21 protein-coding genes are annotated in these 25,739 nt (G+C 48.5%); 17 read left to right on the top strand and 4 right to left on the bottom strand.

The window, feature by feature from the left end:
* The first annotated feature begins 110 nt into the window (after window positions 1–110).
* Complete coding sequence (locus ACK5NH_RS00710; protein ID WP_416917373.1) at window positions 111–2,039, top strand: HD domain-containing phosphohydrolase; 1,929 nt, start codon at window positions 111–113, stop codon at window positions 2,037–2,039.
* A gap of 132 nt (window positions 2,040–2,171) precedes the next feature.
* On the opposite strand, the gene ACK5NH_RS00705 is transcribed toward ACK5NH_RS00710, so the two are convergent.
* From ACK5NH_RS00705 to map, 4 genes are all read right to left on the bottom strand, one after another.
* Window positions 2,172–2,525: a DUF3718 domain-containing protein gene (locus ACK5NH_RS00705; RefSeq protein ID WP_416917372.1), complete on the bottom strand. Its 354-nt coding sequence runs from the start codon at window positions 2,523–2,525 to the stop codon at window positions 2,172–2,174.
* 221 nt (window positions 2,526–2,746) lie between these two features.
* A complete protein-coding gene (gene dapD, locus ACK5NH_RS00700) occupies window positions 2,747–3,571 on the bottom strand; it encodes a 2,3,4,5-tetrahydropyridine-2,6-dicarboxylate N-succinyltransferase (protein ID WP_011623395.1) in 825 nt (274 codons plus the stop codon).
* Window positions 3,572–3,589: 18 nt separating this feature from the next.
* A complete protein-coding gene (gene glnD / locus ACK5NH_RS00695; protein ID WP_416917371.1) occupies window positions 3,590–6,175 on the bottom strand; it encodes a bifunctional uridylyltransferase/uridylyl-removing protein GlnD in 2,586 nt (861 codons plus the stop codon).
* A gap of 68 nt (window positions 6,176–6,243) precedes the next feature.
* A complete protein-coding gene (map, locus tag ACK5NH_RS00690) occupies window positions 6,244–7,041 on the bottom strand; it encodes a type I methionyl aminopeptidase (RefSeq protein ID WP_416917370.1) in 798 nt (265 codons plus the stop codon).
* 309 nt (window positions 7,042–7,350) lie between these two features.
* Here map and rpsB point away from each other — a divergent pair, with 309 nt between their 5' ends.
* The 16 genes from rpsB (at window position 7,351) to dnaE (ending at window position 25,708) form a co-directional block, all read left to right on the top strand.
* Window positions 7,351–8,079: a 30S ribosomal protein S2 gene (gene rpsB, locus ACK5NH_RS00685; RefSeq protein WP_416917369.1), complete on the top strand. Its 729-nt coding sequence runs from the start codon at window positions 7,351–7,353 to the stop codon at window positions 8,077–8,079.
* A gap of 119 nt (window positions 8,080–8,198) precedes the next feature.
* Window positions 8,199–9,050, top strand: coding sequence for a translation elongation factor Ts (tsf, locus tag ACK5NH_RS00680; protein ID WP_011623392.1), 852 nt, complete (start codon window positions 8,199–8,201; stop codon window positions 9,048–9,050).
* Between the two features lie 70 nt (window positions 9,051–9,120).
* A complete protein-coding gene (pyrH, locus tag ACK5NH_RS00675) occupies window positions 9,121–9,849 on the top strand; it encodes a UMP kinase (RefSeq protein WP_109285354.1) in 729 nt (242 codons plus the stop codon).
* A 30-nt stretch (window positions 9,850–9,879) separates the two neighbouring features.
* Entirely contained in the window at window positions 9,880–10,437 is a 558-nt protein-coding gene (frr, locus tag ACK5NH_RS00670) for a ribosome recycling factor (protein WP_011623390.1), read from the top strand.
* Window positions 10,438–10,519: 82 nt separating this feature from the next.
* Window positions 10,520–11,347: a polyprenyl diphosphate synthase gene (uppS, locus tag ACK5NH_RS00665; protein ID WP_416917368.1), complete on the top strand. Its 828-nt coding sequence runs from the start codon at window positions 10,520–10,522 to the stop codon at window positions 11,345–11,347.
* A 21-nt stretch (window positions 11,348–11,368) separates the two neighbouring features.
* The gene (locus tag ACK5NH_RS00660) at window positions 11,369–12,226 is read left to right on the top strand and encodes a phosphatidate cytidylyltransferase (protein ID WP_416917367.1); all 858 of its coding nucleotides are present in this window, start codon (window positions 11,369–11,371) and stop codon (window positions 12,224–12,226) included.
* A gap of 4 nt (window positions 12,227–12,230) precedes the next feature.
* A complete protein-coding gene (ispC, locus tag ACK5NH_RS00655) occupies window positions 12,231–13,421 on the top strand; it encodes a 1-deoxy-D-xylulose-5-phosphate reductoisomerase (protein ID WP_416917366.1) in 1,191 nt (396 codons plus the stop codon).
* Window positions 13,422–13,471: 50 nt separating this feature from the next.
* Window positions 13,472–14,842 (top strand): sigma E protease regulator RseP, encoded by a 1,371-nt coding sequence (rseP, locus tag ACK5NH_RS00650; protein WP_416917365.1) that lies wholly within the window; start codon window positions 13,472–13,474, stop codon window positions 14,840–14,842.
* Between the two features lie 31 nt (window positions 14,843–14,873).
* The gene (bamA, locus tag ACK5NH_RS00645; RefSeq protein WP_416917364.1) at window positions 14,874–17,354 is read left to right on the top strand and encodes an outer membrane protein assembly factor BamA; all 2,481 of its coding nucleotides are present in this window, start codon (window positions 14,874–14,876) and stop codon (window positions 17,352–17,354) included.
* Window positions 17,355–17,419: 65 nt separating this feature from the next.
* The gene (locus ACK5NH_RS00640) at window positions 17,420–17,917 is read left to right on the top strand and encodes an OmpH family outer membrane protein (RefSeq protein ID WP_011623384.1); all 498 of its coding nucleotides are present in this window, start codon (window positions 17,420–17,422) and stop codon (window positions 17,915–17,917) included.
* A 3-nt stretch (window positions 17,918–17,920) separates the two neighbouring features.
* Window positions 17,921–18,946 (top strand): UDP-3-O-(3-hydroxymyristoyl)glucosamine N-acyltransferase, encoded by a 1,026-nt coding sequence (gene lpxD, locus ACK5NH_RS00635; RefSeq protein ID WP_416917363.1) that lies wholly within the window; start codon window positions 17,921–17,923, stop codon window positions 18,944–18,946.
* A gap of 31 nt (window positions 18,947–18,977) precedes the next feature.
* Entirely contained in the window at window positions 18,978–19,442 is a 465-nt protein-coding gene (gene fabZ, locus ACK5NH_RS00630) for a 3-hydroxyacyl-ACP dehydratase FabZ (RefSeq protein ID WP_416917362.1), read from the top strand.
* Window positions 19,439–20,209 carry an acyl-ACP--UDP-N-acetylglucosamine O-acyltransferase gene (lpxA, locus tag ACK5NH_RS00625; RefSeq protein ID WP_011717682.1) on the top strand — a complete coding sequence of 257 codons (771 nt, stop codon included), beginning with the start codon at window positions 19,439–19,441 and terminating at the stop codon, window positions 20,207–20,209. Before fabZ ends, lpxA begins: the two co-directional genes overlap by 4 nt.
* Before the next feature lie 118 nt (window positions 20,210–20,327).
* Window positions 20,328–21,485, top strand: coding sequence for a lipid-A-disaccharide synthase (gene lpxB, locus ACK5NH_RS00620; protein ID WP_416917361.1), 1,158 nt, complete (start codon window positions 20,328–20,330; stop codon window positions 21,483–21,485).
* Window positions 21,485–22,114, top strand: coding sequence for a ribonuclease HII (gene rnhB / locus ACK5NH_RS00615; RefSeq protein WP_416917360.1), 630 nt, complete (start codon window positions 21,485–21,487; stop codon window positions 22,112–22,114). The genes lpxB and rnhB overlap by 1 nt, the downstream gene beginning before the upstream one ends.
* Before the next feature lie 117 nt (window positions 22,115–22,231).
* The gene (dnaE, locus tag ACK5NH_RS00610) at window positions 22,232–25,708 is read left to right on the top strand and encodes a DNA polymerase III subunit alpha (protein ID WP_416917359.1); all 3,477 of its coding nucleotides are present in this window, start codon (window positions 22,232–22,234) and stop codon (window positions 25,706–25,708) included.
* Window positions 25,709–25,739: the final 31 nt, after the last annotated feature.

Raw genomic sequence — 25,739 nt, 5'->3', positions numbered from 1 at the left:
TTGCAATATTTAAGACGTTATCACCTAGTTGCTGTCCCTTGAGCCGAACCTCAAGCACTTGATTTAGGATTGTTGTTCGGCCAGTGCATCCATCATGGAAGGGGTGTTTGATGTCTATGAGCCGTAGCCTCATTATAGGAATAAAAGACCTGCCCGAGGATTTACCTCTGTCTTGGGCACGGCTAGATAGTCAGTTTCGGGTGCAGTGCATGAGCCGGGCATTTTATCAAAGGTGCCAACGCTCGGCGGCACAGATCATCAATCAGCCGGTTTGTCAGTTATTCGCTGAATTTAATGCCGAACTTTGTCGCGATATTCTTAAACGTACCAATGACTACATAGGACTGGTGCTGCGGGATAATCAGGGGATGCGGGTACATTTTGGCCTGTATGCGATTCCCGAGCAGGGCTGGCAGCTCATTCTCTCCGAGATTAATTTTGAAGAATGGACACTCAAGGAGCTGCATTCTGATTATCGCCAAGCCATTCAAGCGAGCGATGCCTGGCTGCAACATATTGATGATGTGATCCAATCTCCACAGGAGCAAGTGTTTAAGGTCGCTGTGGCTAAGGCGATTGCGTTAATGAACAGCCACTACGGTTTTATCTTGCTGCATAATGATAAATCCAAATCCCTCACTTTAACGGCCCGTTCGGACTATCCCGCGCCTAAGGTTAGCCAAGCCGAATTTGTGGAAGAAAACACCCAAGCCTCTGAACTTGAAAGCCAGCTGTGGCAGGAATGTGTTAAAGACTACAAACCCATTATTCAGAATAAGTTAGAGAGCAATCGGCCCGATAATCTGCTGTTCGATCGCCTATTGCTGGGCGAGCGTTATCTCGCTGTGCCAATGGTTTTTCACAACCGCTTAGTGGGAATTGTGTGTGTGGTGGGGCGAGATGAGCCCTACAGCCGTAACGATGCCCGCTCACTCCTGACCTTTGCGAGTATTTTATGGCATTCGATTGAGCTTCCCCGCAGTCTGCGGGCGGTGTCTCACCAGTCAAAAATTATCAAAGCGCAAAAGGAGCAGTTATCCCAATCTTTAACCCAGCTTATCAGCGCGATTTCGGAGGCGCTAGAACTCAAGGATGCCTATACCGCGGGGCATCAAAAGTCGGTTGCCCAATTAAGCTATCTGATTGGTGAAAAACTCGGGCTTGAACCGCAGCGATTAGAAGGGCTTAAGATCGGTGCCTTGGTGCATGATATTGGCAAGCTTGCGATCCCGTCGCAGATTTTGACTAAACCCTCTAAATTATCAAAAGAAGAATACGCATTAATCCAAACCCATCCCTTGCATGGCGCCGAAATTGTCGCCGATGTCGAGTTCCCTTGGCCGATTAAACAGATGATTTTACAGCATCACGAGCGGCTCGATGGTTCGGGTTATCCCTTAGGCTTAAAGGATAAAGCGATTCTTTATGAAGCCAAGATCATTGCCGTTGCTGATGTGGCAGATTCCATCCTATCCCACCGTCCATACAGGCCTTCTATGGGGCTGGCTAAAATGACAGAGGTTTTAAAGGCGGGTAGAGACACTTTGTTTGACGCTACAATTGTCGATACTTGTCTAGATATTTTAATCAACCGCGAACTGAGTATCAGTGACCATATTGGCTCTGCGGTATTGGATCCTGTGGTGTCGGTGACGCTTGACCATGAGCTTGCCGATATCAAACGTTTATTAACTACAGCCCATGCTAAGGTGGCTGTAGTGCTCGATGAAAACCATAAAATCATCGGGGTGATCACTCAGCGATTATTAGATTATTGGCTTAGCCCCTTGATTGGCACTGCGGCTGAGCGGGAACATGACAGGGCATTCCTGCGTAAAAAAGCCCATCAAATTATGGAGCACTCGGTGCCTTTGATTAGCGATGTTGCAACCTCTGAAGATGCGCTGCAACTGCTGAATCAAATGGATACTGAGTTTTTGGTCGTGGTGAATAAAGCCCAACATGCAATAGGCGTGATTGGTTGGCGAACCATCGCCATGGCAAATAAGGATCGCCAAGAGGCGGAGCGGTTGATGTAACCGCGTCTACTTAGATTTAACCGCACATACTTTGATTATGAATCCTATGCGCTGACGGCTCGCGCTCAAAATCCCCATTTTATGCAATAAAAAGGCGTCGAAGTGACGCCTAATCTTGCCGTGACGTCCAAATTAAAAATTAACGGCATAAACCTCATCCATTGAATTTTGTGCAATATCTTTAATGGTGACGGTTCCTTGTACATAACGGCCAATACGTTTGGCAGTTTTGTCGGCACCTTGGCTAAGGGCGAACTGATGAAAGTTCTCGCCGTTACAGACTAAACGAGGGAATATTCGGCCTTGGTTGATGCGATATTCCTTCAAAGTGTTGCTAAACGAGATCAAGTTGTTGCTGGCGCCTGCCTTACAAACCGCCACTAAAGTATTTTCTAACTGTGGGTCCATTGCGGCAAAGGCGTTAGAGCCCATTCCTAAGGTGCAGAGCAGGGCGGCACCGCCCAATTTTACCAATGTTGATTTCATCTTTAGCTCCTTGACGGGTGAGTAGACCCTTTGAGTAAAGTCTGTTTTTACCGGCCTTGCAGAGGGATTTGGCCGCTGAAGTGTATCTAAATGTGGGTTTGGGAACAGAGTGTGTCTAGGTGTAACTTGATGTGTCTTTGAGCCCTTTGGAGTATGTTTTTACCGTAAAAAATGCCAAGCATTAGCTTGGCATTTTTGATTGTTTACAGCATGAATATGGCTTAATCGACGATACGTAACAGTTCGTTGATACCCACTTTACCGCGGGTTTTCGCATCCACTTTCTTAACGATAATCGCAGCGTAGAGGCTGTATTTACCGCAAGCCGATGGCAGGTTACCCGATACCACAACAGAGCCAGCTGGTACGCGACCATAGTGGATTTCGCCCGTTTCACGGTCATAGATACGGGTGCTTTGGCCGATATAAACGCCCATAGAAATCACAGAGCCTTCTTCAACGACAACGCCTTCGACAATCTCAGAGCGTGCGCCGATAAAGCAGTTGTCTTCAATAATGGTCGGACCCGCTTGCAGCGGCTCGAGTACGCCACCGATACCAACACCGCCAGATAAGTGCACGTTCTTACCGATTTGTGCACATGAGCCAACGGTTGCCCAAGTGTCAACCATAGTACCTTCGTCAACGTAGGCGCCAAGGTTCACGTAAGAAGGCATTAACACAGTGTTTTTACCGATGAATGAACCTTTACGTACGGTTGCCGATGGCACCACACGGATAGCTTCGGCTTTAAAGCGGGCTTCGTCATACTCGGCGAACTTTAACGGTACTTTATCGAAATATTTGGTTTCGGCACCATCGATAACAGCGTTATCGAAAATACGGAATGACAGTAATACCGCCTTCTTCAACCATTGATGTACATGCCATTGGCCATCGATTTTCTCGGCGACGCGCAGTTCACCTTTATCGAGCATATTGATGACATTTTGCACATCGTTACGCACGCTTGCGTCAACAGTGCTTGGTGTGATGTCGGCACGCGCTTCAAATGCGGCCTCAATACGTTGGCGTAAAGCCTCCATTTACTTCTCCCGTTTTGGTTAATTGGTGGACTCTGTGTTGATGGCGCTCAGCGCGCTAATCAAGGCTTCCTTGAGCGTATTCTCTTGGGTTTCATTGAGTTGCAAGCCATCATTGGTTTGCAAAATAAAAAAGTCTTCGGCTCGCTCGCCAATGGTGGTGATTTTGGCGGCCAGCAAGGTCGTGTTGCAGCGATAAAAAATATCGCCCACTTTAGCTAATAATCCCGGCGTATCCAAGGCGATGAGTTCCATCATACTTGTACCATGACGGTTACTCTCAAGGAAACTCACCTGAGTGGGAACATTAAAAGGTTTCATCTTGCGTGACAGCTTTCTAAAGCGCGGTAGCTTAGGGTTATCGCTCGCAAGCGCCTTTTCAAGGGCCTTACGGATACTCTGAATGCGCGAGAGTTGGCTCACGGGCGCGCCGTCTTGCTCGAGGATAACGAAGGTGTCTAGGGCGTAATTATCCTTCGATGTCATAATGTTAGCGTCGTGGACGTTGATGTTTTTATTATCGAGCACCGCCATCACTGTGGCGAACAGCTTAGGCCTGTCCTGACAGTAGACAAAGAGTTCAGTGCCGCCGCGTGTCGTGTGTTTGGACACCAGCACCAGCGGCTCATCTAGCTGTTTATGCTTAAGGATGGCTTCGGCATGCCAAGCAACCTGATTCGGCTGGTGGCGCAAAAAGTAGTCGGCCTTAAAGCGTTGCCAGAGGGTATCTAAATCTTTTTCTTTTACGCCACGGCGAAGCAGGTCTTTCTTGGCTTTGGCTTGATATTCCCGTACTCGCGCGCGGATATCGACGGGTTTTTCTTTCCCCCGTGCCAGCACCCTTTGGGTAGAGAAATATAAGTCACGCAGCAGTGAGCCTTTCCAGTTGTTCCAAGTCTTCTCGTTGGTGGCGCAGATATCGGCGACGGTTAGGCAATATAAATAACTTAAATGCACCGCATCGCGTACCTTGCTGGCAAAGTCGGCCACCACATCGGGATCGGAAATATCGCGGCGCTGAGCGGTTACCGACATCACTAAGTGATTTTCGACCAGCCAAGCGACTAAGCGGCCATCGTGGTCGTTCAAGCCATGGAGCTTACAGAAGGCGAGGGCATCGCTTGAGCCAAGCTTGCTGTGATCGCCGCCGCGTCCCTTGGCAATATCATGGAAAATTGCGCCAAGTACCAACAAACCTTTTTTCGGTAACTGATTGATAAGCACTGAGCCTAAAGGAAACTCTTCCTTCTGCTCCGGCTGTGAGAAGCGCTCGATGTTGAGCAGCAATCTGTGGGTGTGTTCATCCACCGTATAGGCATGGAACAGGTCAAACTGCATTTGGCCTTCGATATTGCGCCATGCGGGCAAATAGGCCGACAGCACCCCGTGTTTATGCATCAGCGATAAGGCCGCGATGCCACGAGGATGCTTTAAGATTTCCATAAAGGCTTGGCGGCACTGAGGATTTTCCTGCAAGGGTTGCAGCTGCGCTCGGCGTGCGCGTCTTAGCGATCTCAGTGTCGGCGCATAAATGCCTTTAATATTGGAGTTTTTAGCGACATGGACAAAGAGGCGTACAATTTCTTCGCCGCTATCGAATAAATCGTCCCTTAGGGCCTCGATAAAGGCACCGCGGCGTTGATAGTTATTGTCAATCGCTTGAATTTCTAAGGCCTTGGTTTGGCCCAGTGTCGCCCGCTTAAACAGTTGCAGCAGCATTTCGTTCAGCTCCATCACGCGGCGCACCGTGCGATAGTAGCGTTTCATCATCTGCTCAACGGCGAGTTGAGTGGCGTCTTCATAGCCCATCAGTTCGGCTACTTGGCGCTGAACATCGAACAGCAGGCGATTTTCATCGCGCCCGACCGCCATATGCAGGGCAAAGCGCAGCTTCCACAGAAAATGCTGACACTCGAGCAGCTCTTCTAATTCGGCGGGTTGTAAAAATTCGTATTGAACCAGTTCCTCTAAGCGTGAGGCGCCAAAGTGGCGCATGGCAACCCAGGCGATGGTTTGAATGTCCCGCAGGCCGCCGGGGCAACTTTTGATGTTGGGCTCAAGATCGAAGGCGCTCGCCTTGGCATGGCGGGCCGTTTGTTCATCACGTTTGGCGATAAAGAACTGGCTCGACGTCCAAAAGTCGCTCTGGCGGATGGCGTCATAGAGTTGATCGAACAGGGATTCTGGGCCTGAGAGTAACCGAGCCTCGAGCAGGTTAGTGGCGATGGTGATGTCTTCTCGACCCAGATTTAGGGTATCGCTGAGGGTGCGAACACTGTGACCAATCTCGAGGCTGGCGTCCCATAAAAAGGCGATAAACTCGCTCAGTGCGGTTTCAGCCGCCTGCGATAACTCGCCTTCGAACAGGAATAATAAATCGACATCCGAGTGCGGATGTAACTCGCCGCGACCATAGCCGCCAACGGCAATCAAGGCGATGGGATATTGATCCAGACCGTGCTGTTGCCAGGCCTGTTTGACGAGGGAATCGACGAACTGACAGCGCTGCGTCACTAGCTCTTCAATCGGGGTTTTGGCCTTGAATCTTGCTAAAAGCGTTTGATTCTGTTCGATTAATGATTGTTTAGCTAGCAGAGCTGTATTCATCGAGTCCCTTGTTTGGATGAGTTAGGTGTTCAGTTATCCTCTGAGTCCTAACGTACTAAGTATGTTGCTTAATGATTAATGATACGCGGGAAGTCTTCCTCATCACGCAGAGTCAGGACTTCTACACCAGTTTCGGTCACTAATAATGTGTGTTCCCATTGGGCAGAGTTTTTACCATCGGAGGTGGTGACAGTCCACTTATCGTCACGGTCTAACACTGTGGTGTGGCGACCGGCGTTGATCATCGGCTCAATGGTAAAACACATGCCAGGGCGTAAAATGGTGTTATCGCCATTACGGTAGTGCATGACTTGTGGCTCTTCATGGAAACCAGCACCAATACCGTGACCACAATAATCTTGCACGATGGAATATTTCTCAAGACCTGTTTTGCTGGCTTTGATGAATTTTTCGATAGTATTGCCGATTTCTCCCAGTTTTAACCCCGGGCGAACCTTACGAATGGCGAGGTATAAACTCTCCTGCGCGATACGGCACAGGCGCTTGTCCTTAGGGCTGACTTCACCGATTAAGAACATTTTAGAGGTATCGCCGTGGTAACCGTCTTTAATGACTGTGATATCGATATTGAGAATATCGCCATCCTTGAGAACGCGGTCACTCGGAATACCATGGCAAATAACGTTGTTTAACGAAGTACAAATCGACTTAGGAAAACCATGGTAGTTGAGCGGGGCAGAAATCGCGCCTTGCTCTTCGGTATATTGGGCGCAGATATCGTTTAGTTCATTAGTGCTCACGCCGGCCTTAACATAGGGGGCGATCATTTCTAATACTTGTGCGGCCAGCTTACCCGCTGCGCGCATTTTCTCGATTTCTTCTGCTGTCTTAATGACTATACTCATTGCGTTTTCTCTTGTGTCTTCGATGTCTATTGGCGCCATCCACCCGATGCAAAAATTTGTGCTTTAGGGCTATTTATGGTATAAAGCGCGCCGTTATGTTTAAGTCTTGATGAATTACCCAAGCTCAGCTTTATCTGCTTTTGGGCGATAGCAAAACTAAAGATGGCGGCCATTATACATGGCAATTTATCTAAATACTAAATCGCACACGTGTCGACACATTCTTCGGGGTGCCCTCAGCTGTTAACTGCGGGGTCGAAGACATGGGATACGTGGAGGTCTAACCCCCTAAATTTTAAGGTAATAGAAATGACTACAGTTTCAATGCGCGATATGCTCCAGGCCGGTGTCCACTTTGGTCACCAAACCCGTTACTGGAACCCAAAAATGAAGCCATTCATTTTCGGTGCTCGCAACGGCGTTCACATCATCAACCTAGAGCATACTGTGCCAATGTTCAATGAAGCACTGGCTTTCATCAGCAACGTTGCATCAAAGAAAGGTAAAGTATTATTCGTTGGTACTAAACGTGCTGCTGGCGAAGCGATCAAAGAAGCTGCAATTTCTTGCGATCAGTACTATGTTGATCACCGCTGGTTAGGCGGTATGCTGACTAACTGGAAAACCGTTCGTCAGTCAATCAAGCGTCTGAAAGAACTGGAAAGCCAATCAGTAGACGGTACTTTCGACAAGCTGACCAAGCAAGAAGCGCTGATGCGTACTCGTGAGCTTGAAAAGCTGGAAAAATCTTTAGGCGGTATTAAGAACATGGGCGGCCTGCCAGACGTATTATTCGTTATCGGCGCTGACCACGAGCATATCGCTATTAAAGAAGCTAACAACCTGGGTATCCCTGTTGTTGCAGTTGTTGATACTAACTCTGCTCCAGACGGTGTTAACTACATCGTTCCTGGTAACGACGACGCAATGCGCGCTATTCGCCTGTACACTACTTCTGTTGCTGCAGCTGCTAACGCTGGCCGTGGTCAAGATTTAGCTGTTCAAGCTGAGCAAGACGGTTTCGTAGAAGCCGAATAATAATAAGGCGGGATGAGTCTCATCACCCTTATTAACCAAGATTTTGATTGGTTAACAGGGGCCATTCGGCCCCTGTTTTATATCTGCAAATTAGTCGAATTTTTAGAGAGGATTTAACAATGGCAATTTCTGCTGCCCAAGTTAAAGAACTGCGCGAGCGTACTGGCGCAGGCATGATGGATTGTAAAAAAGCGTTAGAAGAAACAAACGGCGACATGGAGTTAGCAATTGACAACATGCGTAAGTCTGGTGCTGCTAAAGCTGCTAAGAAAGCAGGTAACATCGCTGCTGACGGTACTATCCTGATCAAAAACGGTGAAGGTTTCGCAGTACTGTTAGAAGTAAACTGCCAAACTGACTTCGTTGCTAAAGATGCGAACTTCTTAGGTTTTGCTAACGCTGTTTTAGACGTTGCTGCAGCGTCTAAAGTGTCTTTAGAAGACTTAAAAGCCCAATTCGAAGAAGCTCGTGTTGCTCTAGTTGCTAAAATCGGTGAAAACATCAACGTTCGTCGCGTTGAGTACATCGACGGCACTCAATTAGCTTCTTACCGTCACGGTGAGCGTATTGGTGTTGTAGTAACTGGTGAAGCGGATGAGGAAACTCTGAAGCACTTAGCAATGCACGTTGCTGCTTCTAAGCCAGAATACGTTAACCCAGAAGACGTTCCAGCTGACGTAGTAGCTCGTGAACAAGCTCTGCAAATCGAAATCTCTATGAATGAAGGCAAGCCTGCTGAAATCGCAGAGAAAATGGTTGTTGGTCGTATGAAGAAGTTCACCGGCGAGATCTCTCTGACTGGTCAAGCTTACATCATGGAACCAAAGAAAACTGTTGGCGAATTCTTGAAAGAGAAAGGCGCTAAAGTCACTAACTTCATTCGTTTAGAAGTGGGTGAAGGTATTGAGAAGAAAGAAGAAGATTTCGCAGCTGAAGTTGCTGCTCAAATCGCCGCTTCTAAAAAGGCTTAATCGCCAACGCTAAATACCCCCAAGACCGCAGCAATGGCTGCGGTCTTGTTATGACCAGGATATAAAAATTATGAGCACCAATCCAAAACCTGCATTTAGACGCATTCTTCTAAAATTAAGTGGCGAGGCACTGATGGGCGACGAAGGCTTCGGCATCGACCCTAAAGTGTTAGATCGCATGGCTCAAGAAGTGAAAGAGCTGGTAGAGTTAGGCATTCAGGTGGGTGTGGTCATTGGTGGTGGTAATCTATTTCGCGGTGAAGGCCTAGCAAAAGCTGGCATGAATCGTGTGGTGGGCGATCACATGGGTATGCTGGCAACGGTTATGAACGGCTTGGCCATGCGTGATGCCCTGCACCGTGCCTATGTTAATGCTCGTCTGATGTCGGCAATCCCGTTAAAAGGGGTGTGTGACGACTACAATTGGGCTGAGGCTATCAGCTTATTAAAATCAGGACGTGTAGTGATTTTTGCTGCGGGTACTGGTAACCCATTCTGCACTACCGATTCTGCTGCTTGCTTACGCGGCATTGAAATCGAAGCAGAAGTCGTGCTAAAAGGCACTAAAGTAGACGGCGTTTATTCTGACGACCCGATGAAAAATCCAGAAGCAGTGAAGTACGATGATTTAACGTACACTGAAGTACTGGACAAAGAATTAAAAGTAATGGACTTAGCAGCCTTTACTATGGCGCGTGATCATGACATGCCAATCCTAGTATTCAACATGAACAAACCTGGTGCACTGCGCCGCGTGGTCATGGGTGAAGAAGAAGGCACATTGATCAAAGCGAAATAAGTTATTTAATGACCAAGAAGGACATTTAACGTGATTGCAGATATTAAAAAAGATGCGCAAGAGCGCATGGGTAAATGCGTAGAAGCGACTAAAAACCAAATGGCGAAAGTACGTACTGGTCGTGCACACCCAAGCTTATTGGACTCTATCCAAGTGTCTTACTACGGCACTATGACACCGCTCAACCAAGTGGCCAACGTGGGCATTGAAGATGCGCGTACCCTGTCTGTCACAGTGTTTGACCGTAGTGCAATCCAAGCGGTTGAGAAAGCGATCATGAGCTCAGACCTTGGCTTAAACCCAATGTCAGCTGGCGCGACTTTACGTATTCCATTACCAGCACTGACTGAAGAACGTCGTAAAGACTTCATCAAAGTCGTTCGTGCAGAAGCTGAAGGCGGTCGTGTGGCGATTCGTAACGTACGTCGTGACGCGATTTCTGATGTGAAGAAGCTCGAAAAAGCCAAAGAATGTACTGAAGATGATGTTCGCCGCTTTGAAGACGAAGTGCAAAAGTTCACCGATGCTCATATTAAGAAGGTTGATGAGATCTTAGCGGCCAAAGAAATTGAGTTGATGGAAGTCTAATCTCAGGCGCTATAAGCTAGAGTTGCTACGCCGTGTAGGGGTATACTACACGGCGTTTGTCTATTTTAAAGGGTTGTAATAGATGTCATCCACAGTGGAATTTGATCCGCAATCTAGGTCGACTGAGCAGGATGCTTGCGCTCAGACAAGCTTACCGGAGGTATTACCCGAACTCGTAAAACAGTCATTACCTAAACATGTTGCGATTATTATGGATGGTAATGGACGTTGGGCTCAAACCCAGGGCAAACCACGAGTGATGGGGCATAAAGCCGGCGTAAAGGCGGTGAGACGTGCTGTGAGCGCGGCCAGTCAGTTAGGGATACAATCGCTGACGCTATTTGCGTTTTCCAGCGAGAATTGGCGTAGACCCGATAAAGAGGTCAGCTTGCTGATGGAACTGTTTTTTACTGTGTTGCAACGGGAAATTAAGTTGCTCGATAAAAACCAGGTCAAACTGAATATTATCGGCGATATCAGCCGTTTTTCTGTGCGGTTACAAAAACAAATTCGTGCCGCAGAAGAAAAAACTGCAGGCAACACTGGATTGATATTGAATGTGGCGGCCAATTACGGTGGTCGTTGGGACATACTGCAAGCTGCACAAAAGTTAGCTGAAAAGGTGGAAACTGGTGAAATGACCAGCAGTCAGTTCACCGAAGAAGCCTTGAGTGAACATTTATGCATGCAAAATCAGAGTGAAGTTGATTTAATGATCCGTACGGGTGGGGATTACCGGATCAGCAATTTTGTGCTCTGGCAGGCTGCCTATGCTGAATTGGTGTTTTTGGACACCCTTTGGCCTGATTTCGATGAACAGGCTTTTCATGAAGCGATTGCCACTTTTGCCAGTCGCCAGCGCCGCTTTGGTTTGACTGGAAGTCAAATTGATGAGATGCGCGCATTGTAAAACGTCATGAGGGATTTTTTTTTGCTAAAACAACGTATAATAACAGCAATTTGGTTAATTCCATTAGTTTTGGGAGCGATCTTTTTACTCCCCGTAGAGTACTTTGCTTGGGCCTTAGTGGCCGTGTTTCTGATCGCCGCTAAGGAGTGGGGCAGGATCATCGATAGTCAATGTGATGTCACGCAATGGAGTTTTACGTGCACCGTCGGTATTTTACTTATCGCTTTGAATTTAATTGGTCCCGCCGACACCATTTGGCTTAGGGGACAAATTCATCCTATCTATCTTGCCGTGATTGCCATCGGGTCATTATGGTGGATGGTGTCGCTGTTGTTGGTGGTGACTTATCCTAAGAGTGCCAAGCTGTGGCAAAAGAGTCCGATGTTAAAGTCCATGTTTGGACAACTCACCTTAGTGCCTTGTTTTGTAGCGCTGATTGCACTCAAATCCATTAGCTCGCAAATATCGCCTTATTACGGTGGTTCTCTGGTATTACTGGTGATGCTGATTGTCTGGGCAACAGATTCAGGTGCTTATTTTGTCGGTAAAGCCATAGGTAAGACCAAGCTTATGCCCGCAGTCAGCCCAGCCAAAACCTTAGAAGGTTTGCTCGGCGGCCTAGTGACCACGTTAATCGTTGTGGCGGGCGTTATGTATATTTCGCCCGAGCAGGAGTTAGGCTTAGTAGTCGCGGTGACGATTTTCGTGGCACTGATTTCGGCCCTTGGTGACTTATCTGAGAGTATGTTTAAGCGTGCTGCGTGTATCAAAGACTCGGGCACGATTTTGCCTGGGCATGGTGGTGTCCTCGACCGCATCGACAGCCTAACCGCAGCCTTGCCGGTGTTTACCTTAATCTACATTGCATTTTGGATGTAAAGCTATGCAAAATATGGTGATTTTGGGCGCGACAGGTTCGATTGGTGCCAGCACTTTGAGTGTGATTTCGGCCAATCCTACAGCCTATCGTGTATACGCTTTAGTGGCGAATGCGAGTGTCGATAAGATGCTTGCTCTGTGTTTGACCCATCGCCCCAAAGTCGCCCATATGGTCGATAGTCAGGCCGCGTTAGCGCTGCAAGTACAGCTTCCCCCTGAGCTTAATATCCAAGTCAGCAGTGGCGAGGATGAACTCATCGCCTTAGTCACGGCCTCTGAAGTGGATACTGTGATGGCGGCAATTGTCGGCGCCGCAGGCCTAGTGCCCACACTCGCCGCAGTGAAGGCCGGTAAGCGGGTACTGCTTGCCAATAAAGAGGCGCTGGTGATGTCTGGCGAGCTGTTTATTGAGGCGATTAAAGCTTCGGGCGCTACTTTGCTGCCAGTAGATAGTGAGCACAATGCCATCTTTCAATGTTTACCCGAAGAAGTGCAGGCCAATTTAGGCCGCTGTGACTTAACCTCTTCTGGGATTTCCCATATTTTGCTGACAGGCTCTGGTGGCCCATTTTTGACCGCCGAGCTTGCAAGCCTTGCGTCGATGACGCCCGCGCAGGCCTGTAAACATCCTAATTGGTCAATGGGACCGAAAATTTCGGTCGATTCTGCCACTATGATGAATAAGGGCTTGGAATTTATTGAAGCGCGTTGGTTGTTTAATACCCAAAAAGATCAATTAAAGGTGGTTATTCATCCGCAGAGCGTTATCCATTCCATGGTGCAATACCGTGATGGCAGCGTTATCGCGCAAATGGGTAATCCGGACATGCGTACACCGATTGCGCATTGTATGTCCTATCCACAAAGAATTAGCTCTGGCGTTGAACCTTTGGATTTTTTCAAAGTCGGACAGTTAAGCTTTTGTGAACCAGACTTTAACCGTTTTCCCTGTTTAGCATTAGCGATTGCCGCTTGTGCCCAAGGCCAAGAAGCGACAACGGTACTCAATGCCGCCAATGAGATTGCCGTTGAAGCGTTTTTACAGGGGCAGATTAGTTTTACCCATATCGCCAAGGTGAACGAAGCCTGTTTATCGTCTGTGCCTAAACGTGCAATGACCAGCATCGAAGATATTATCGCCCTCGATGCACAAACGCGGATTTATGCCCGTGAACAGTTAGCGAAATTTGCTTAATCCTCACTAGATGCAGGGAAAGTGGATTTAACGAGGACATAAGGAGTGGAATGTTAGATTTTTTGTGGAACTTAGGTTCGTTTATCGTCGCGCTTGGGCTGTTGATCACCGCCCACGAATATGGCCATTTCTATGTCGCACGCCGCTGTGGCGTGAAGGTTGAACGTTTTTCGATTGGTTTTGGTAAGGCGATTTGGCGCAAAGTCGGCCAAGATGGTACTGAGTATGTGGTCGCCATGATCCCGCTGGGTGGCTATGTCAAAATGCTTGACGAGCGAGTAGAAGACGTACCTGATGAGTTAAAGGATCAAGCCTTTAACCGTAAAACTGTTTGGCAACGGATTGCGATTGTGGCCGCAGGTCCGATTGCAAACTTTATCTTTGCGATTATCGCGCTGTATTTTATGTACTTAATTGGTGTGCCATCGCTCAAGCCCGTGATTACCTCGACCACACCTGGCACGGCGGCGGCGCAAATCCAAGTGAACGAGCCAATGCAAGTGACGGCGATTTCAGGCCAGCCGGTGCGCAATTGGGAAGAAGTGAATTTAGCGCTTGTGGGCCATATCGGCGATGACAGCTTAACCGTCTCCCTCGCGCCGCTTAATGGCTTGCAGGGCTTAGATACCACTGCTCGCACTTACACTCTAGATACGCGTCAGTGGCGTTTCGACCCAGAAAAAGAGTCGCCCATTACGGCGTTGGGCCTGGGCGTGTACCGCCCTGCGATTGAGCCACAAATTGCGCTCATCAGTGAAGACAGTGCGGCGGCCAAGAGTGAGCTTAAAGTCGGTGATACCTTGGTTGCCATCAATGGGCAAAATTATACCGATTGGCAAGCTTTTGTTGACATTATTCAGCATTCTGCCAATGTGCCAGTGGAGTTAACGGTGCGCAGAGCTGGCGAGCAGTTTGCTATCTCAGTGACACCAGCGAGTGTTAAAAATAGCGATGGCAAAGAAGTAGGCGTGCTTGGGGTGAGCCCGACTCAGGCACAATGGCCTGAGAATATGCGCCTACAGCTCGAATATGGCCCAATTGATTCTTTGACAATCGCTGTCGATAAAACATGGCAACTTGTTGCAGTGAGCTTTAAGATGATTGGCAAATTATTTACTGGCGATGTGTCAGTGAAAAACTTAAGTGGACCTATCTCAATCGCACAGGGTGCGGGCAATAGTGCAAACTATGGCTTGGTTTACTTTCTCGGTTTCCTCGCGCTTATCAGTGTCAATTTAGGCATCATTAACCTGCTGCCATTGCCTGTGCTCGATGGAGGACACCTGCTGTATTACTTCGTTGAGGTAATCACTGGTAAACCTGTATCTGAAAAGGTGCAGGAAATAGGATTCAGATTTGGGGCAGCACTGCTGCTGATGTTGATGAGCATCGCGCTCTTCAATGACTTTGCCCGACTCTGAGCAAGGACAGACTAATAATTAGAAGTGCTCTATGAGATTGAATAAACTTTTTGCCTCGATGTTATTCGTCGGTGCGTCGTTTTCAGGGACTGTGTTGGCGGATACTTTCCAACCCTTTGAAGTGACCGACATCCAAGTTGAAGGTTTGCAGCGAGTCGCACTGGGTGCTGCCTTGTTAAGCTTACCTGTGAAAGTGGGTGACACTGTTGACCAGTTAAAAATTCAGCAAGCCATTAAAAGCCTGTATGCATCGACTAACTTTGAGAATATCTCAGTCAGTCATGATGGTGGGGTGTTGATTGTCAAAGTCACTGAGCGGCCAACGATCAGTGCAGTGACCTTTGAGGGCAACAAAGATATTAAAGATGAGCAGTTACAGGAAAGTCTGGACGGCTCAGGCGTGAAAGTCGGCGAGTCCTTAGACCGTACTATGCTGACGGGCATCGAGAAGGGGTTACAGGACTTCTACTACGGTGTGGGTAAATACGGCGCGAAAGTCGAAGCGCAGGTGATTAACTTACCCCGTAACCGTGTCGAACTAAAATTCAAGTTCACCGAAGGCTTAGCGGCTGAAATTCGCCAAATTAACGTGGTCGGTAATAAAGAGTTCACCGATGCTGAGCTTATCGGCATGTTAGAACTAAAAGACTACGTGGCATGGTGGGACCTGTTTGGTGAGCGTCGCTATCAGAAGCAAAAGCTACAGGCTGACCTCGAGACCATCAAAACCTATTATCACAATAAAGGTTATATCCGCTTTGAAGTCACCTCGACTCAAGTTGCAATGACGCCTGACCGCAAAGGTTTGTATATCACCATCAACGTGAACGAAGGTGAGAAGTACAAGGTTAAAGACGTTAACCTCACTGGCGACTTAATGGGCCGTGAAGAGTTAATGAAATCGATTCTGCCGATCAAAGCGGGCGATATGTACAACGGCGGTGATGTCACCTTCACCGAAGAGATGTACAGCAAGTATTTAGGCCGTTTCGGTTACGCCTATCCTGAAGTGAAAACCTACCCTGAAATTGATGATAAGACTAAGGAAGTGACCTTAAACATCAATATCAAACCGGGTAAACGTGTGTATGTGCGTTCGGTTAACTTCACTGGTAACACTGTTACTAAAGACGAAGTGATGCGCCGCGAGCTGCGTCAGATGGAAGGGGCTTGGTTAAACTCGGCGCAAGTTGAGCAATCTAAAGCCCGTCTAAACCGTTTAGGCTTCTTCGAAACCGTTGACACTGAAACCATTCAAGTGCCAGGTACCGACGATTTAGTCGATGTGGCTGTGAAGGTAAAAGAGCAGCCATCTGGCTCATTCAACGCCGGTGTGGGTTATGGTACTGAATCAGGCTTAAGCCTGCAGTTTGGTGTGCAGCAGAATAACTTCCTCGGTACTGGTAACCAAGCGGGCGTGAGTTTAAGCACCAACAAGTATTCTAAGAACGTTAACTTATCTTACACCGATCCATACTGGACCAAAGATGGTGTGAGCTTAGGTGGCAGCGTTTATTGGAACGAGTTCGATGCGAATGAGGCTAACCTTGAACGCTATAAAAACAGCTCCTACGGCGTGGCCTTAAACTCAGGCTTCCCAATTAACGAATACAACCGTATCAATGGTGGTATTGGCTATCGTCATAACACGATTTCAGAAATCTCCACCTACGAACAGGCACTACGTTTTTACAATATCTACCGTGATGATGACCCGAATGCCGATTTAAGTTTCGATAACTTCGAGCTGAGCTTAGGCTGGTACCGTAGTACGCTTAACCGTGGCACATTTCCAACGGACGGTTCTTCACAGCGTTTAAGCGGTAAGATGACCGTTCCTGGCTCAGATCTGCAGTACTTTAAGACTGACTTCGATACTAACTATTATTTCCCTATTAATCGCAGCCACAGTTTTGTGCTGTTAGCTCGCGGTCGTTTAGGTTATGGCAACGGTTATGGTCAGTTTAATGATAATGACCAAATCTTGCCATTCTGGGAAAACTATTACTCAGGTGGGAGTACTTCACTGCGTGGCTTTAAGTCTAACTCAGTCGGACCTCGTTCATTTTATATAGGTCGAGATACTGAACCTTGCGCTCCTGATCCATCGGGTGAGGGATGTAATTACCCAGGTGATCCCAACGTTGTAAGTGTGAATTCTGGCCGTTCAATCGGCGGTAACGCGATTGCAACCGCCAGTATGGAGCTGATTGTGCCAACGCCATTCTTGGATGAGGCCTACACTAACTCTGTTCGTACCAGCTTCTTCGTCGATGCGGGTAACGTCTGGGATACCGAGTTTGACTATAACTCCTATATCACCCTGCCTGCGGATCAGTTTGATAAGTTACAGGACTACAGCGATCCTGCGCGTATTAGAGCGTCATGGGGGGTAAGCTTACAGTGGCTGTCTCCTATGGGCCCAATGGTATTTAGCTTGGCATGGCCGATTAAAGAATACGAAGGCGATGAAACAGAGATCTTCTCGTTCAATATTGGCAAAACTTTTTAAAAGGCATACACTCGGCAGGTTTTGCTGAATATAACAAAGGTAACAAGGAGTCTATTTTGAACAAGATGGTAAACCGTGCCCTGGTGACGTTGGCTTTATTAGGTGCACCTTTAGCGGCGCAGGCAGAAAATATTGCTGTTGTTGATATGGGCGCTGTGTTTGAACAGTTACCTCAACGTGAGCAAATCTCCCAGTCTCTGAAATCAGAGTTTGGCGATCGCATGGCTGAAGTTCAGAAAATGCAAGAAGAAATGCGCTCTCTGATGGAGAAGCAGCAACGTGACGGCGCGTTAATGAATGACACGCAAAAAACTGAGCTGGTTCGTAAAATGGAAGCGTTAAAGTCTGAATATCAGTTGAAAGGTAAAGCTTTGGATGAAGACTTACGTCGTCGCCAAGGTGAAGAGCAAAACAAACTGTTAGTTAAGGTTCAAAAAGCCATTAACACTATCGCTGAAAAAGAAAAATACGATTTAGTTTTACAGCGTGGTGCTGTCATTTATGTTAAGCCAAATGCTGACATCAGTGGCAAAGTGGTTGAAGCCTTAAGCAAAGGCAAGTAATTGATGAAAAGTGTGACTTTAAAAGAGTTAAGCCTGTTATTAGATGGCGTTGTCCAAGGCGATGAAACCTTAGTGATAAACAGTGTTGCAACGCTTGAACATGCCACAACGGGACAAATCTCTTTTTTAGCCAACAGCAAATACCGTGCTCAGCTTGAGTCAACTCAAGCGAGCGCGGTGTTATTGTCGGCTAAAGATGCGCAGGGCTATTCTGGCACTGCGTTAGTAGTAAAAGATCCCTATGTTGGGTTTGCCCGTGTGGCACAGTTGTTAGATACCACGCCTAAGGCGGCCATAGGTATCCACCCTTCGGCGCAAATCGACTCTTCAGCCCAATTCGGCGAGGGTGTTGCTATCGGGGCCAATGCGGTGATCGGTGCCAATGTGATCCTCGGTGAAAACGTGCAGATTGGTGCGGGCACTGTGATTGGCCAAGACTGCATCATAGGTTCAAATACCCGTCTATGGGCTAATGTGACCCTGTATCACAACGTCCATTTAGGCCAAGATTGTATTATCCATTCCGGCGCGATTATTGGTTCCGACGGTTTTGGTTATGCTAATGAGCGCGGACAGTGGGTTAAGATCCCGCAAACCGGTGGTGTGCGTATTGGTGACCGCGTTGAAATCGGTGCTAGCTCAACTATCGACCGCGGCGCTTTGGGTCATACAGAGATCCACAACGGTGTGATCATCGACAACCAAGTGCAGGTTGCCCATAACGATATCATTGGTGAAAATACTGCGATAGCTGGCAGCACCACCCTCGCAGGCAGTGTTACCATTGGTAAACATTGTATTATTGGTGGTAATTGCGCAATTGCTGGCCATTTAACTATTGCCGATGGTGTCCACCTTTCTGGCGCGACAAACGTTACCGGTAATATGCGTGAGCCTGGTTTGTATTCTTCTGCGACAGTGGCAATGGAAAACAAAGTATGGCGTAAAAACACAGTTCGCTTCCGTCAATTGGATGAACTGTTCCAACGTGTGAAGACGTTGGAAAAGAATTCAAATACACCAGAGTAATTGCCCAAGGCAATTTTGAGGAACTAGGTTCGTGTCAAATCAAATGAACACTATGGATATTACGGAGATCCTTAAGTATCTACCCCATAGATATCCATTTTTATTAATCGATCGCGTATTGGATTACACCCCAGGTGAGAGTCTTCATGCGATTAAAAACGTGACGATTAATGAACCCTTTTTCCAGGGACATTTCCCTGTTCAGCCTGTAATGCCCGGCGTGCTGATTTTAGAAGCCATGGCACAGGCCACTGGTCTGCTAGCCTTTAAGACCATGAGTGACGATGTACCGCCTCCTGGTGTGTTGTACTATTTTGCTGGTATCGATAACGCGCGTTTTAGACGTGTGGTTGAGCCCGGCGATCAAATCCATTTTGAAGTCAAAATGATTAAAGAGCGCCGCGGGATTGGCGTTTTCTATGGTGAGGCCAAAGTGGATGGTGAAGTGGCTTGTTCCGCTGAAATCATGTGTGCCCGCAGAGAGATTAATCAGTGATAGATACATTAGCGTTTGTGCATCCCGATGCAAAAATTGGTAAAAACGTCACCATAGGTCCATGGAGTTATGTGGGCGCGGGTGTCGAGATTGGCGACGATTGTTGGTTAAGCTCCCACGTAGTGGTGAAGGGCCCAACCATTATCGGTAAAGGCAACCGTATTTTCCAATTCGCCTCCGTGGGTGAAGAATGCCAAGACAAGAAATACGCTGGCGAGCCGACTCGACTCATTATTGGCGATAACAACGTTATCCGTGAGCATGTGACCATTCACCGTGGTACGGTTCAAGATAATAGCGAAACCCGTATCGGCTCTAACAACCTGTTTATGAACTACGTGCATATTGCCCACGACTGCGTGGTTGGCAATAACGTGATTATGGCCAACAATGCGTCTATAGCAGGTCATGTGCATGTGGGTGACTGGGCGATCCTCGGTGGTATGACTGGGGTTCACCAGTTTGTGCATATTGGGGCCCACGCCTTTACTGCGGGTTGTTCGTTATTGCTACAGGATGTGCCACCCTTTGTGATGGCGGCGGGACAACCTGCCATTCCTCGTGGCTTAAACAGCGAAGGTATGAAGCGCCGTGGTTTCTCTAAGGAGAGCCAATTAGCGGTGCGTCGTGCCTATAAAACCTTATATCGCAGCAGTTTAACTGTTGATGAAGCGATTGAAGCGCTTGCCGAAGATGCGCAGAACGATGAGCAAGTTAAGTCGTTCATTGAGTTTGTTAAATCATCGGGTCGCGGCATTATTCGTTAAGAGTCTTAGACTCTACACTATGCCATTCATAGGCACTGCTCGTGACATTCTGCTTTAGAAAATGCCATGGCAGAGGTTAACGCTGCGGTGCCATTCACTTGTCAGATATGATTGGTTTATGAGCAAAAAATCTCAATTAGTGTTTGCAATGGTCGCCGGAGAACTCTCCGGCGATATTTTAGGTGCGGGTTTAATGGCTGCACTGCAAAAAACACACCCCAACGCCCGTTTTGTCGGTATTGGTGGACCTCGTATGGAAGCCCTAGGCTTCGAATCCCTGTTTGCAATGGAAGAATTAGCCGTGATGGGGATAGTCGAAGTGCTATCGCGCTTACCACGTTTACTCCATGTGCGCTCTTCCCTGATTAAGTCCATCACCGAACTTAAGCCCGATTGCTTTATCGGTATCGATGCGCCGGATTTTAATATCGGTCTTGAGCTTAAATTAAAGGCGAAGGGGATTAAAACGGTTCACTACGTGAGTCCTTCTGTATGGGCATGGCGTCCTAAGCGTATTTTTAAAATCGCTAAGGCCACCAATATGGTGCTGTCGTTATTGCCCTTTGAGAAAGCCTTTTACGATAAGCATCAAGTGCCTTGTACCTTTGTGGGTCATACCTTGGCCGACGACATTCCCTTAGAGAGTGATAAGGCAAGTGCCCGTCAACTGCTGGAGTTAGATCCTGAGGCTGAGTATCTCGCGATTTTACCAGGCTCCCGCGGTGGCGAATTAAAGCAATTAGCCGAGCCCTTTGTGAAGGCGGCGCTGCTGATCAAGCAGCAATTTCCCGATATTCGCTTTGTGACGCCTTTAGTGAATCAAAAGCGCCGTGAGCAGTTTGAGCAAGCGTTAAAAGAGCATGCACCGGATCTGGAAATCCACATGGTGGAAGGCAAATCACGTGAAGTGATGGCCGCCGCCGATGGCATTTTACTCGCCTCGGGAACAGCAACCTTAGAAGCTATGCTGATCAAGCGTCCTATGGTGGTGGCGTATCGCGTCAGCCCGCTGACCTATAAGATAGCGAAAAGTATGATGCAAGTGAATCGTTTCTCCCTGCCAAACCTGTTAGCGGGGCGAGATGTGGTGCCTGAGCTTATTCAGCATGATTGCACGCCGGAAAAGATTGCCGCCGCGGTTAGCGTTGAACTTAATCGCGACTTTGCACCAATCAAAGCTGAGTTCGAGCGTTTACATCAGCTGCTGCGTTGCGATGCCAGCCAAAAGGCGGCCGAGGCGGTTTTAGCACTCGTTGATGCTAAGGAAGTGAACTAATGGCGGTATTTAAGACGCTTACCGACGCCGATATCGTCACCTTCTCAACGGGCTTAGTGGCGGGCGTGGATGAAGTCGGCCGCGGCCCCCTAGTGGGGGATGTGGTGACCGCTGCGGTTATCCTCGACCCCAAGCGTCCCATTCCTGGCTTAAATGACTCTAAAAAGCTCACCGAGAAGCGCCGCGAGGCCTTGTTCGATGAGATTTGTGAAAAAGCCTTAAGCTTTCATGTCGGGCGGGCCAGTCCTGCGGAAATTGATGAGCTGAATATCCTCCATGCCACTATGCTCGCCATGCAGCGCGCGGTGGCGGGGCTTGCACTTGCGCCCGAGTTGGTCTTGGTCGATGGCAATCGTAGCCCTGTATTTTCTCATCAAGGGCTGTCTCTTACCAGTCATAGCATAGTCAAAGGTGATGGCCTGATTGCGAGTATTAGTGCCGCGTCGATTATTGCTAAAGTCACCCGTGACCGTGAGATGGATGCACTCGATGCCGCCTATCCCCAGTATGGATTTGCTAAGCATAAGGGCTATCCGACAAAGGCGCATTTTGACGCCATCGCCGAGCACGGTGTGTTCGACCAATATCGTAAAAGTTTCAAACCCGTCAAGGCATTACTGGAGCGTTAACACCAATTGCGTGTTTTCACTTCAGCTTGAGAGCAAAGTCACTAGCCCCAGGGCTGTGACTTTGTTAGTCTGCTTTTTTAGTGATTGTTAACCTGCTATTCAAAGATAATTCTAATTATGTCCGATCCTCGTTTTGTGCATCTTCGTGTCCACAGTGATTTTTCTATGTCCGATGGTGTGGCCAAAGTAAAACCCATTCTTGCCCAAGTCGAGGCGATGGGGATGGCCGCTGTGGCATTGACGGATCAAAATAACTTCTGCGGTCTAGTGAAGTTTTATGGTGGTTGCCACGGTGCGGGGATTAAGCCGATTATCGGCGCGGACTTTTGGATGCAAGTGCCGGGGTTTGATGGTGAGTTTTGTGCCTTAACCATTATTGCGATGAATAATGACGGCTATCAAAACCTCACTCAAATCATCAGCCAAGCTTATTTGCGTGGCCATGTTCAAGGGCGCGTGGTGATTGACCAAGAGTGGCTTGTCACCTACAACGAAGGCATTCTGCTACTGTCTGGTGGGAAAGAAGGGGACGTAGGAAAGGCGCTGCTTAAGGGCAACAATACCCAGGTCGAGTCCTTATGCGAGTTTTATCAGCAGCATTTTGAAGGGCGTTATTTCCTTGAATTATTGCGTACGGGGCGCCCCGATGAGGAGCGTTACCTGCACATGGCGGTCGGACTGTCACAGGAAAAGGGCATCCCCGTGGTGGCTACCAATCAGGTGGTGTTTTTAAAACCCGAAGACTTTGAGGCCCATGAGATCCGCGTTGCGATCCATGATGGTTTTACGCTCGCCGATCCCCGCCGTCCTAAAAAATACAGTGAGCAGCAGTACCTTCGCAGCGAAGAGGAAATGTGCGAGCTGTTTGCCGATATTCCTGCAGCACTCGAAAATACCGTTGAAATTGCTAAGCGCTGCAACGTTACCATTCGCTTATACGAATACTTCTTACCGAACTTCCCCACCGGCGATATGACGATTGAGGATTATCTGGTTGATCGCTCGAAGAAGGGGCTCGAAGAGCGTTTAGAGTTTTTATTCCCCGATCCACAAGTGCGCGCCGAGCGCCGTGGCGAATATGACGAGCGTCTCGATGTAGAGCTTAAGGTTATCAACCAGATGGGCTTCCCCGGTTACTTCCTCATCGTGATGGAGTTTATCCAGTGGGGTAAAGACAACGGCATTCCCGTTGGCCCAGGCCGTGGTTCGGGCGCAGGGTCGCTTGTGGCCTATGCCCTTAAGATTACCGACTTAGACCCACTCGAATTCGATCTGCTGTTCGAACGTTTCTTGAATCCTGAGCGGGTATCTATGCCCGACTTCGACGTCGACTTCTGTATGGATAGACGCGATGAGGTAATTGACCACGTGGCCGAACTCTACGGCCGTGAAGCGGTATCGCAGATCATTACCTTCGGTACCATGGCGGCCAAGGCGGTTATTCGCGACGTGGGTCGTGTGCTCGGCCATCCTTATGGCTTTGTGGACCGCATTTCTAAGCTTATTCCGCCAGAGCCAGGCATGACACTCGCCAAGGCCTTTGAAGTGGAACCTGCGCTGCAGGAGTCCTACGATGCCGATGAGGATGTGAAAGATCTTATCGACATGTGCCGTAAACTCGAGGGTGTGACCCGTAACGCCGGTAAGCACGCGGGGGGCGTGGTTATTGCGCCCACCAAGATCACCGACTTCTCGCCGCTCTATTGTGACGCCGAAGGTAAAAACCCGGTAACCCAGTTCGATAAGAACGACGTGGAAACCGCCGGCTTAGTCAAATTCGACTTCTTAGGGTTAAGAACCCTCACCATCGTTGACTGGGCGCTGGAGATGATCAACAAGGTGGAGGTTAAAAACGGCCGTCCACCTGTGCGGATCGAGGCGATTCCCCTAGACGACCCGGCTTCGTTCCGCTTGCTGCAACGCTATGAAACCACTGCGGTATTCCAGCTCGAATCCCGTGGTATGAAGGATTTGATTAAGCGTCTGCAACCCGACTGCTTCGAAGATATGATCGCACTCGTGGCACTGTTCCGCCCGGGGCCTCTGCAATCGGGCATGGTGGATAACTTTATCGAGCGTAAGCATGGTCGTGAAGAGGTGTCTTACCCTGATTCCCAATATCAGCATGAATCTTTGAAGGAGCTGTTGTCGCCCACCTACGGCATTATTTTGTATCAAGAGCAGGTGATGCAGATTGCGCAGGTGCTATCGGGTTATACCTTAGGCGGCGCGGATATGCTGCGCCGCGCTATGGGTAAGAAAAAGCCCGAGGAGATGGCCAAACAGCGCGGTACCTTTAAAGAAGGGGCAATTAAGAACGGTGTCGATGGCGAGTTGGCGATGAAGATCTTCGACTTAGTGGAAAAGTTTGCGGGCTACGGCTTTAACAAATCCCACTCCGCCGCGTACGCGCTCGTGTCCTATCAAACGCTGTGGCTCAAGACTCACTTTCCGTCGCAGTTTATGGCGGCGGTAATGTCCGCCGATATGGACAATACCGACAAAATCGTCACCCTAGTGGATGAATGTGAGCGCATGGGACTCACTATTATTCCGCCGGATGTGAACAAAGGTCTGTTTAAGTTTACCGTCGATGACGATCTGCGCATCGTTTACGGTATCGGCGCCATCAAAGGTGTGGGTGAGGGGCCAGTTGAATCGATTCTTGAGGCGCGTAAGGACGGTCCCTTTAAAGATTTATTCGACTTTTGCGCCCGTATCGATCTTAAAAAACTTAACAAGCGGGTGATTGAAAAGCTTATCTGTGCTGGCGCCTTAGATGCGCTTGGGCCGCACCGCGCCTCTATGATGGCCACCTTGCCTGAGGCGATAAGCGCCGCCGATCAGCATGCGAAGGCCGAGGCCATCGGCCAGCATGATATGTTTGGTCTGCTCAATAGCGATCCTGAAGACAGCAAGCAGCAGTTTGTCGAATGCACCCCGTGGCCCGATAAAATTTGGCTCGAAGGGGAGCGCGAGACCTTAGGTCTATATTTAACTGGTCACCCGATTAATCAATACCTTAAAGAGCTCAAGCATTACACTTCTGGACGCTTAAAGGACGTGCATCCAACCGATCGCGGCAAAACCGTGAAGGCGGCAGGTCTTGTGGTTGCAACCCGGGTGATGCTTACTAAGCGTGGCTCGAAAATGGGCCTGTTGACCTTAGATGACAAGAGTGCGCGCCTCGAAGTGATGCTTTTTACCGAAGCCTTTGAGAAGTTTAACCATCTGCTCGAGAAGGACAGGATCCTGATCTGCGAAGGTGAAGTGAGCTTCGATGATTTTGCCGGTGGCAACCGCATGACGGCGCGCAATATTATCGATATCAGCGAGGCGCGCAGCCACTTTGCCAGCGCCTTAGAAATCGATTTAGACGCATCGCAGCTAAATCCAAGCGTGCTCGAAAGTATCGAGCAGGCGATAAGCCCGTGGCGCAATGGTGCCGTGCCCGTGGTGATTAACTACAGTCAAGCGCAGGCCAAGGGTCAATTTAGGTTGGCTGAAAATTGGCGAGTCAACCCCAGCGATGAATTGGTGTTTGCTCTTGAGAGCCTGCTTGGGCCAAATAAAGTAAAAATTTTGTTCCCATAACCGCAATATGTGTTTGGGGAAGGCTGAGTTT

Origin of the sequence: Shewanella sp., assembly GCF_047975355.1 — a bacterium.
In the GTDB taxonomy this organism is placed as follows: Bacteria; Pseudomonadota; Gammaproteobacteria; order Enterobacterales; family Shewanellaceae; genus Shewanella.
This window is presented reverse-complemented; position numbering and strand designations above follow the sequence as displayed.

What these genes read in the sequence shown, in the direction of transcription:
- ACK5NH_RS00710 (WP_416917373.1), top strand. Translation starts at nt 111, where the DNA reads ATGTCTATGAGCCGTAGCCTCATTATAGGAATAAAAGACCTGCCCGAG.
- ACK5NH_RS00705 (WP_416917372.1), bottom strand. Translation starts at nt 2,525, where the DNA reads ATGAAATCAACATTGGTAAAATTGGGCGGTGCCGCCCTGCTCTGCACC.
- dapD (WP_011623395.1), bottom strand. Translation starts at nt 3,571, where the DNA reads ATGGAGGCTTTACGCCAACGTATTGAGGCCGCATTTGAAGCGCGTGCC.
- glnD (WP_416917371.1), bottom strand. Translation starts at nt 6,175, where the DNA reads ATGAATACAGCTCTGCTAGCTAAACAATCATTAATCGAACAGAATCAA.
- map (WP_416917370.1), bottom strand. Translation starts at nt 7,041, where the DNA reads ATGAGTATAGTCATTAAGACAGCAGAAGAAATCGAGAAAATGCGCGCA.
- rpsB (WP_416917369.1), top strand. Translation starts at nt 7,351, where the DNA reads ATGACTACAGTTTCAATGCGCGATATGCTCCAGGCCGGTGTCCACTTT.
- tsf (WP_011623392.1), top strand. Translation starts at nt 8,199, where the DNA reads ATGGCAATTTCTGCTGCCCAAGTTAAAGAACTGCGCGAGCGTACTGGC.
- pyrH (WP_109285354.1), top strand. Translation starts at nt 9,121, where the DNA reads ATGAGCACCAATCCAAAACCTGCATTTAGACGCATTCTTCTAAAATTA.
- uppS (WP_416917368.1), top strand. Translation starts at nt 10,520, where the DNA reads ATGTCATCCACAGTGGAATTTGATCCGCAATCTAGGTCGACTGAGCAG.
- ispC (WP_416917366.1), top strand. Translation starts at nt 12,231, where the DNA reads ATGCAAAATATGGTGATTTTGGGCGCGACAGGTTCGATTGGTGCCAGC.
- rseP (WP_416917365.1), top strand. Translation starts at nt 13,472, where the DNA reads ATGTTAGATTTTTTGTGGAACTTAGGTTCGTTTATCGTCGCGCTTGGG.
- bamA (WP_416917364.1), top strand. Translation starts at nt 14,874, where the DNA reads ATGAGATTGAATAAACTTTTTGCCTCGATGTTATTCGTCGGTGCGTCG.
- ACK5NH_RS00640 (WP_011623384.1), top strand. Translation starts at nt 17,420, where the DNA reads ATGGTAAACCGTGCCCTGGTGACGTTGGCTTTATTAGGTGCACCTTTA.
- lpxD (WP_416917363.1), top strand. Translation starts at nt 17,921, where the DNA reads ATGAAAAGTGTGACTTTAAAAGAGTTAAGCCTGTTATTAGATGGCGTT.
- lpxB (WP_416917361.1), top strand. Translation starts at nt 20,328, where the DNA reads ATGAGCAAAAAATCTCAATTAGTGTTTGCAATGGTCGCCGGAGAACTC.
- rnhB (WP_416917360.1), top strand. Translation starts at nt 21,485, where the DNA reads ATGGCGGTATTTAAGACGCTTACCGACGCCGATATCGTCACCTTCTCA.
- dnaE (WP_416917359.1), top strand. Translation starts at nt 22,232, where the DNA reads ATGTCCGATCCTCGTTTTGTGCATCTTCGTGTCCACAGTGATTTTTCT.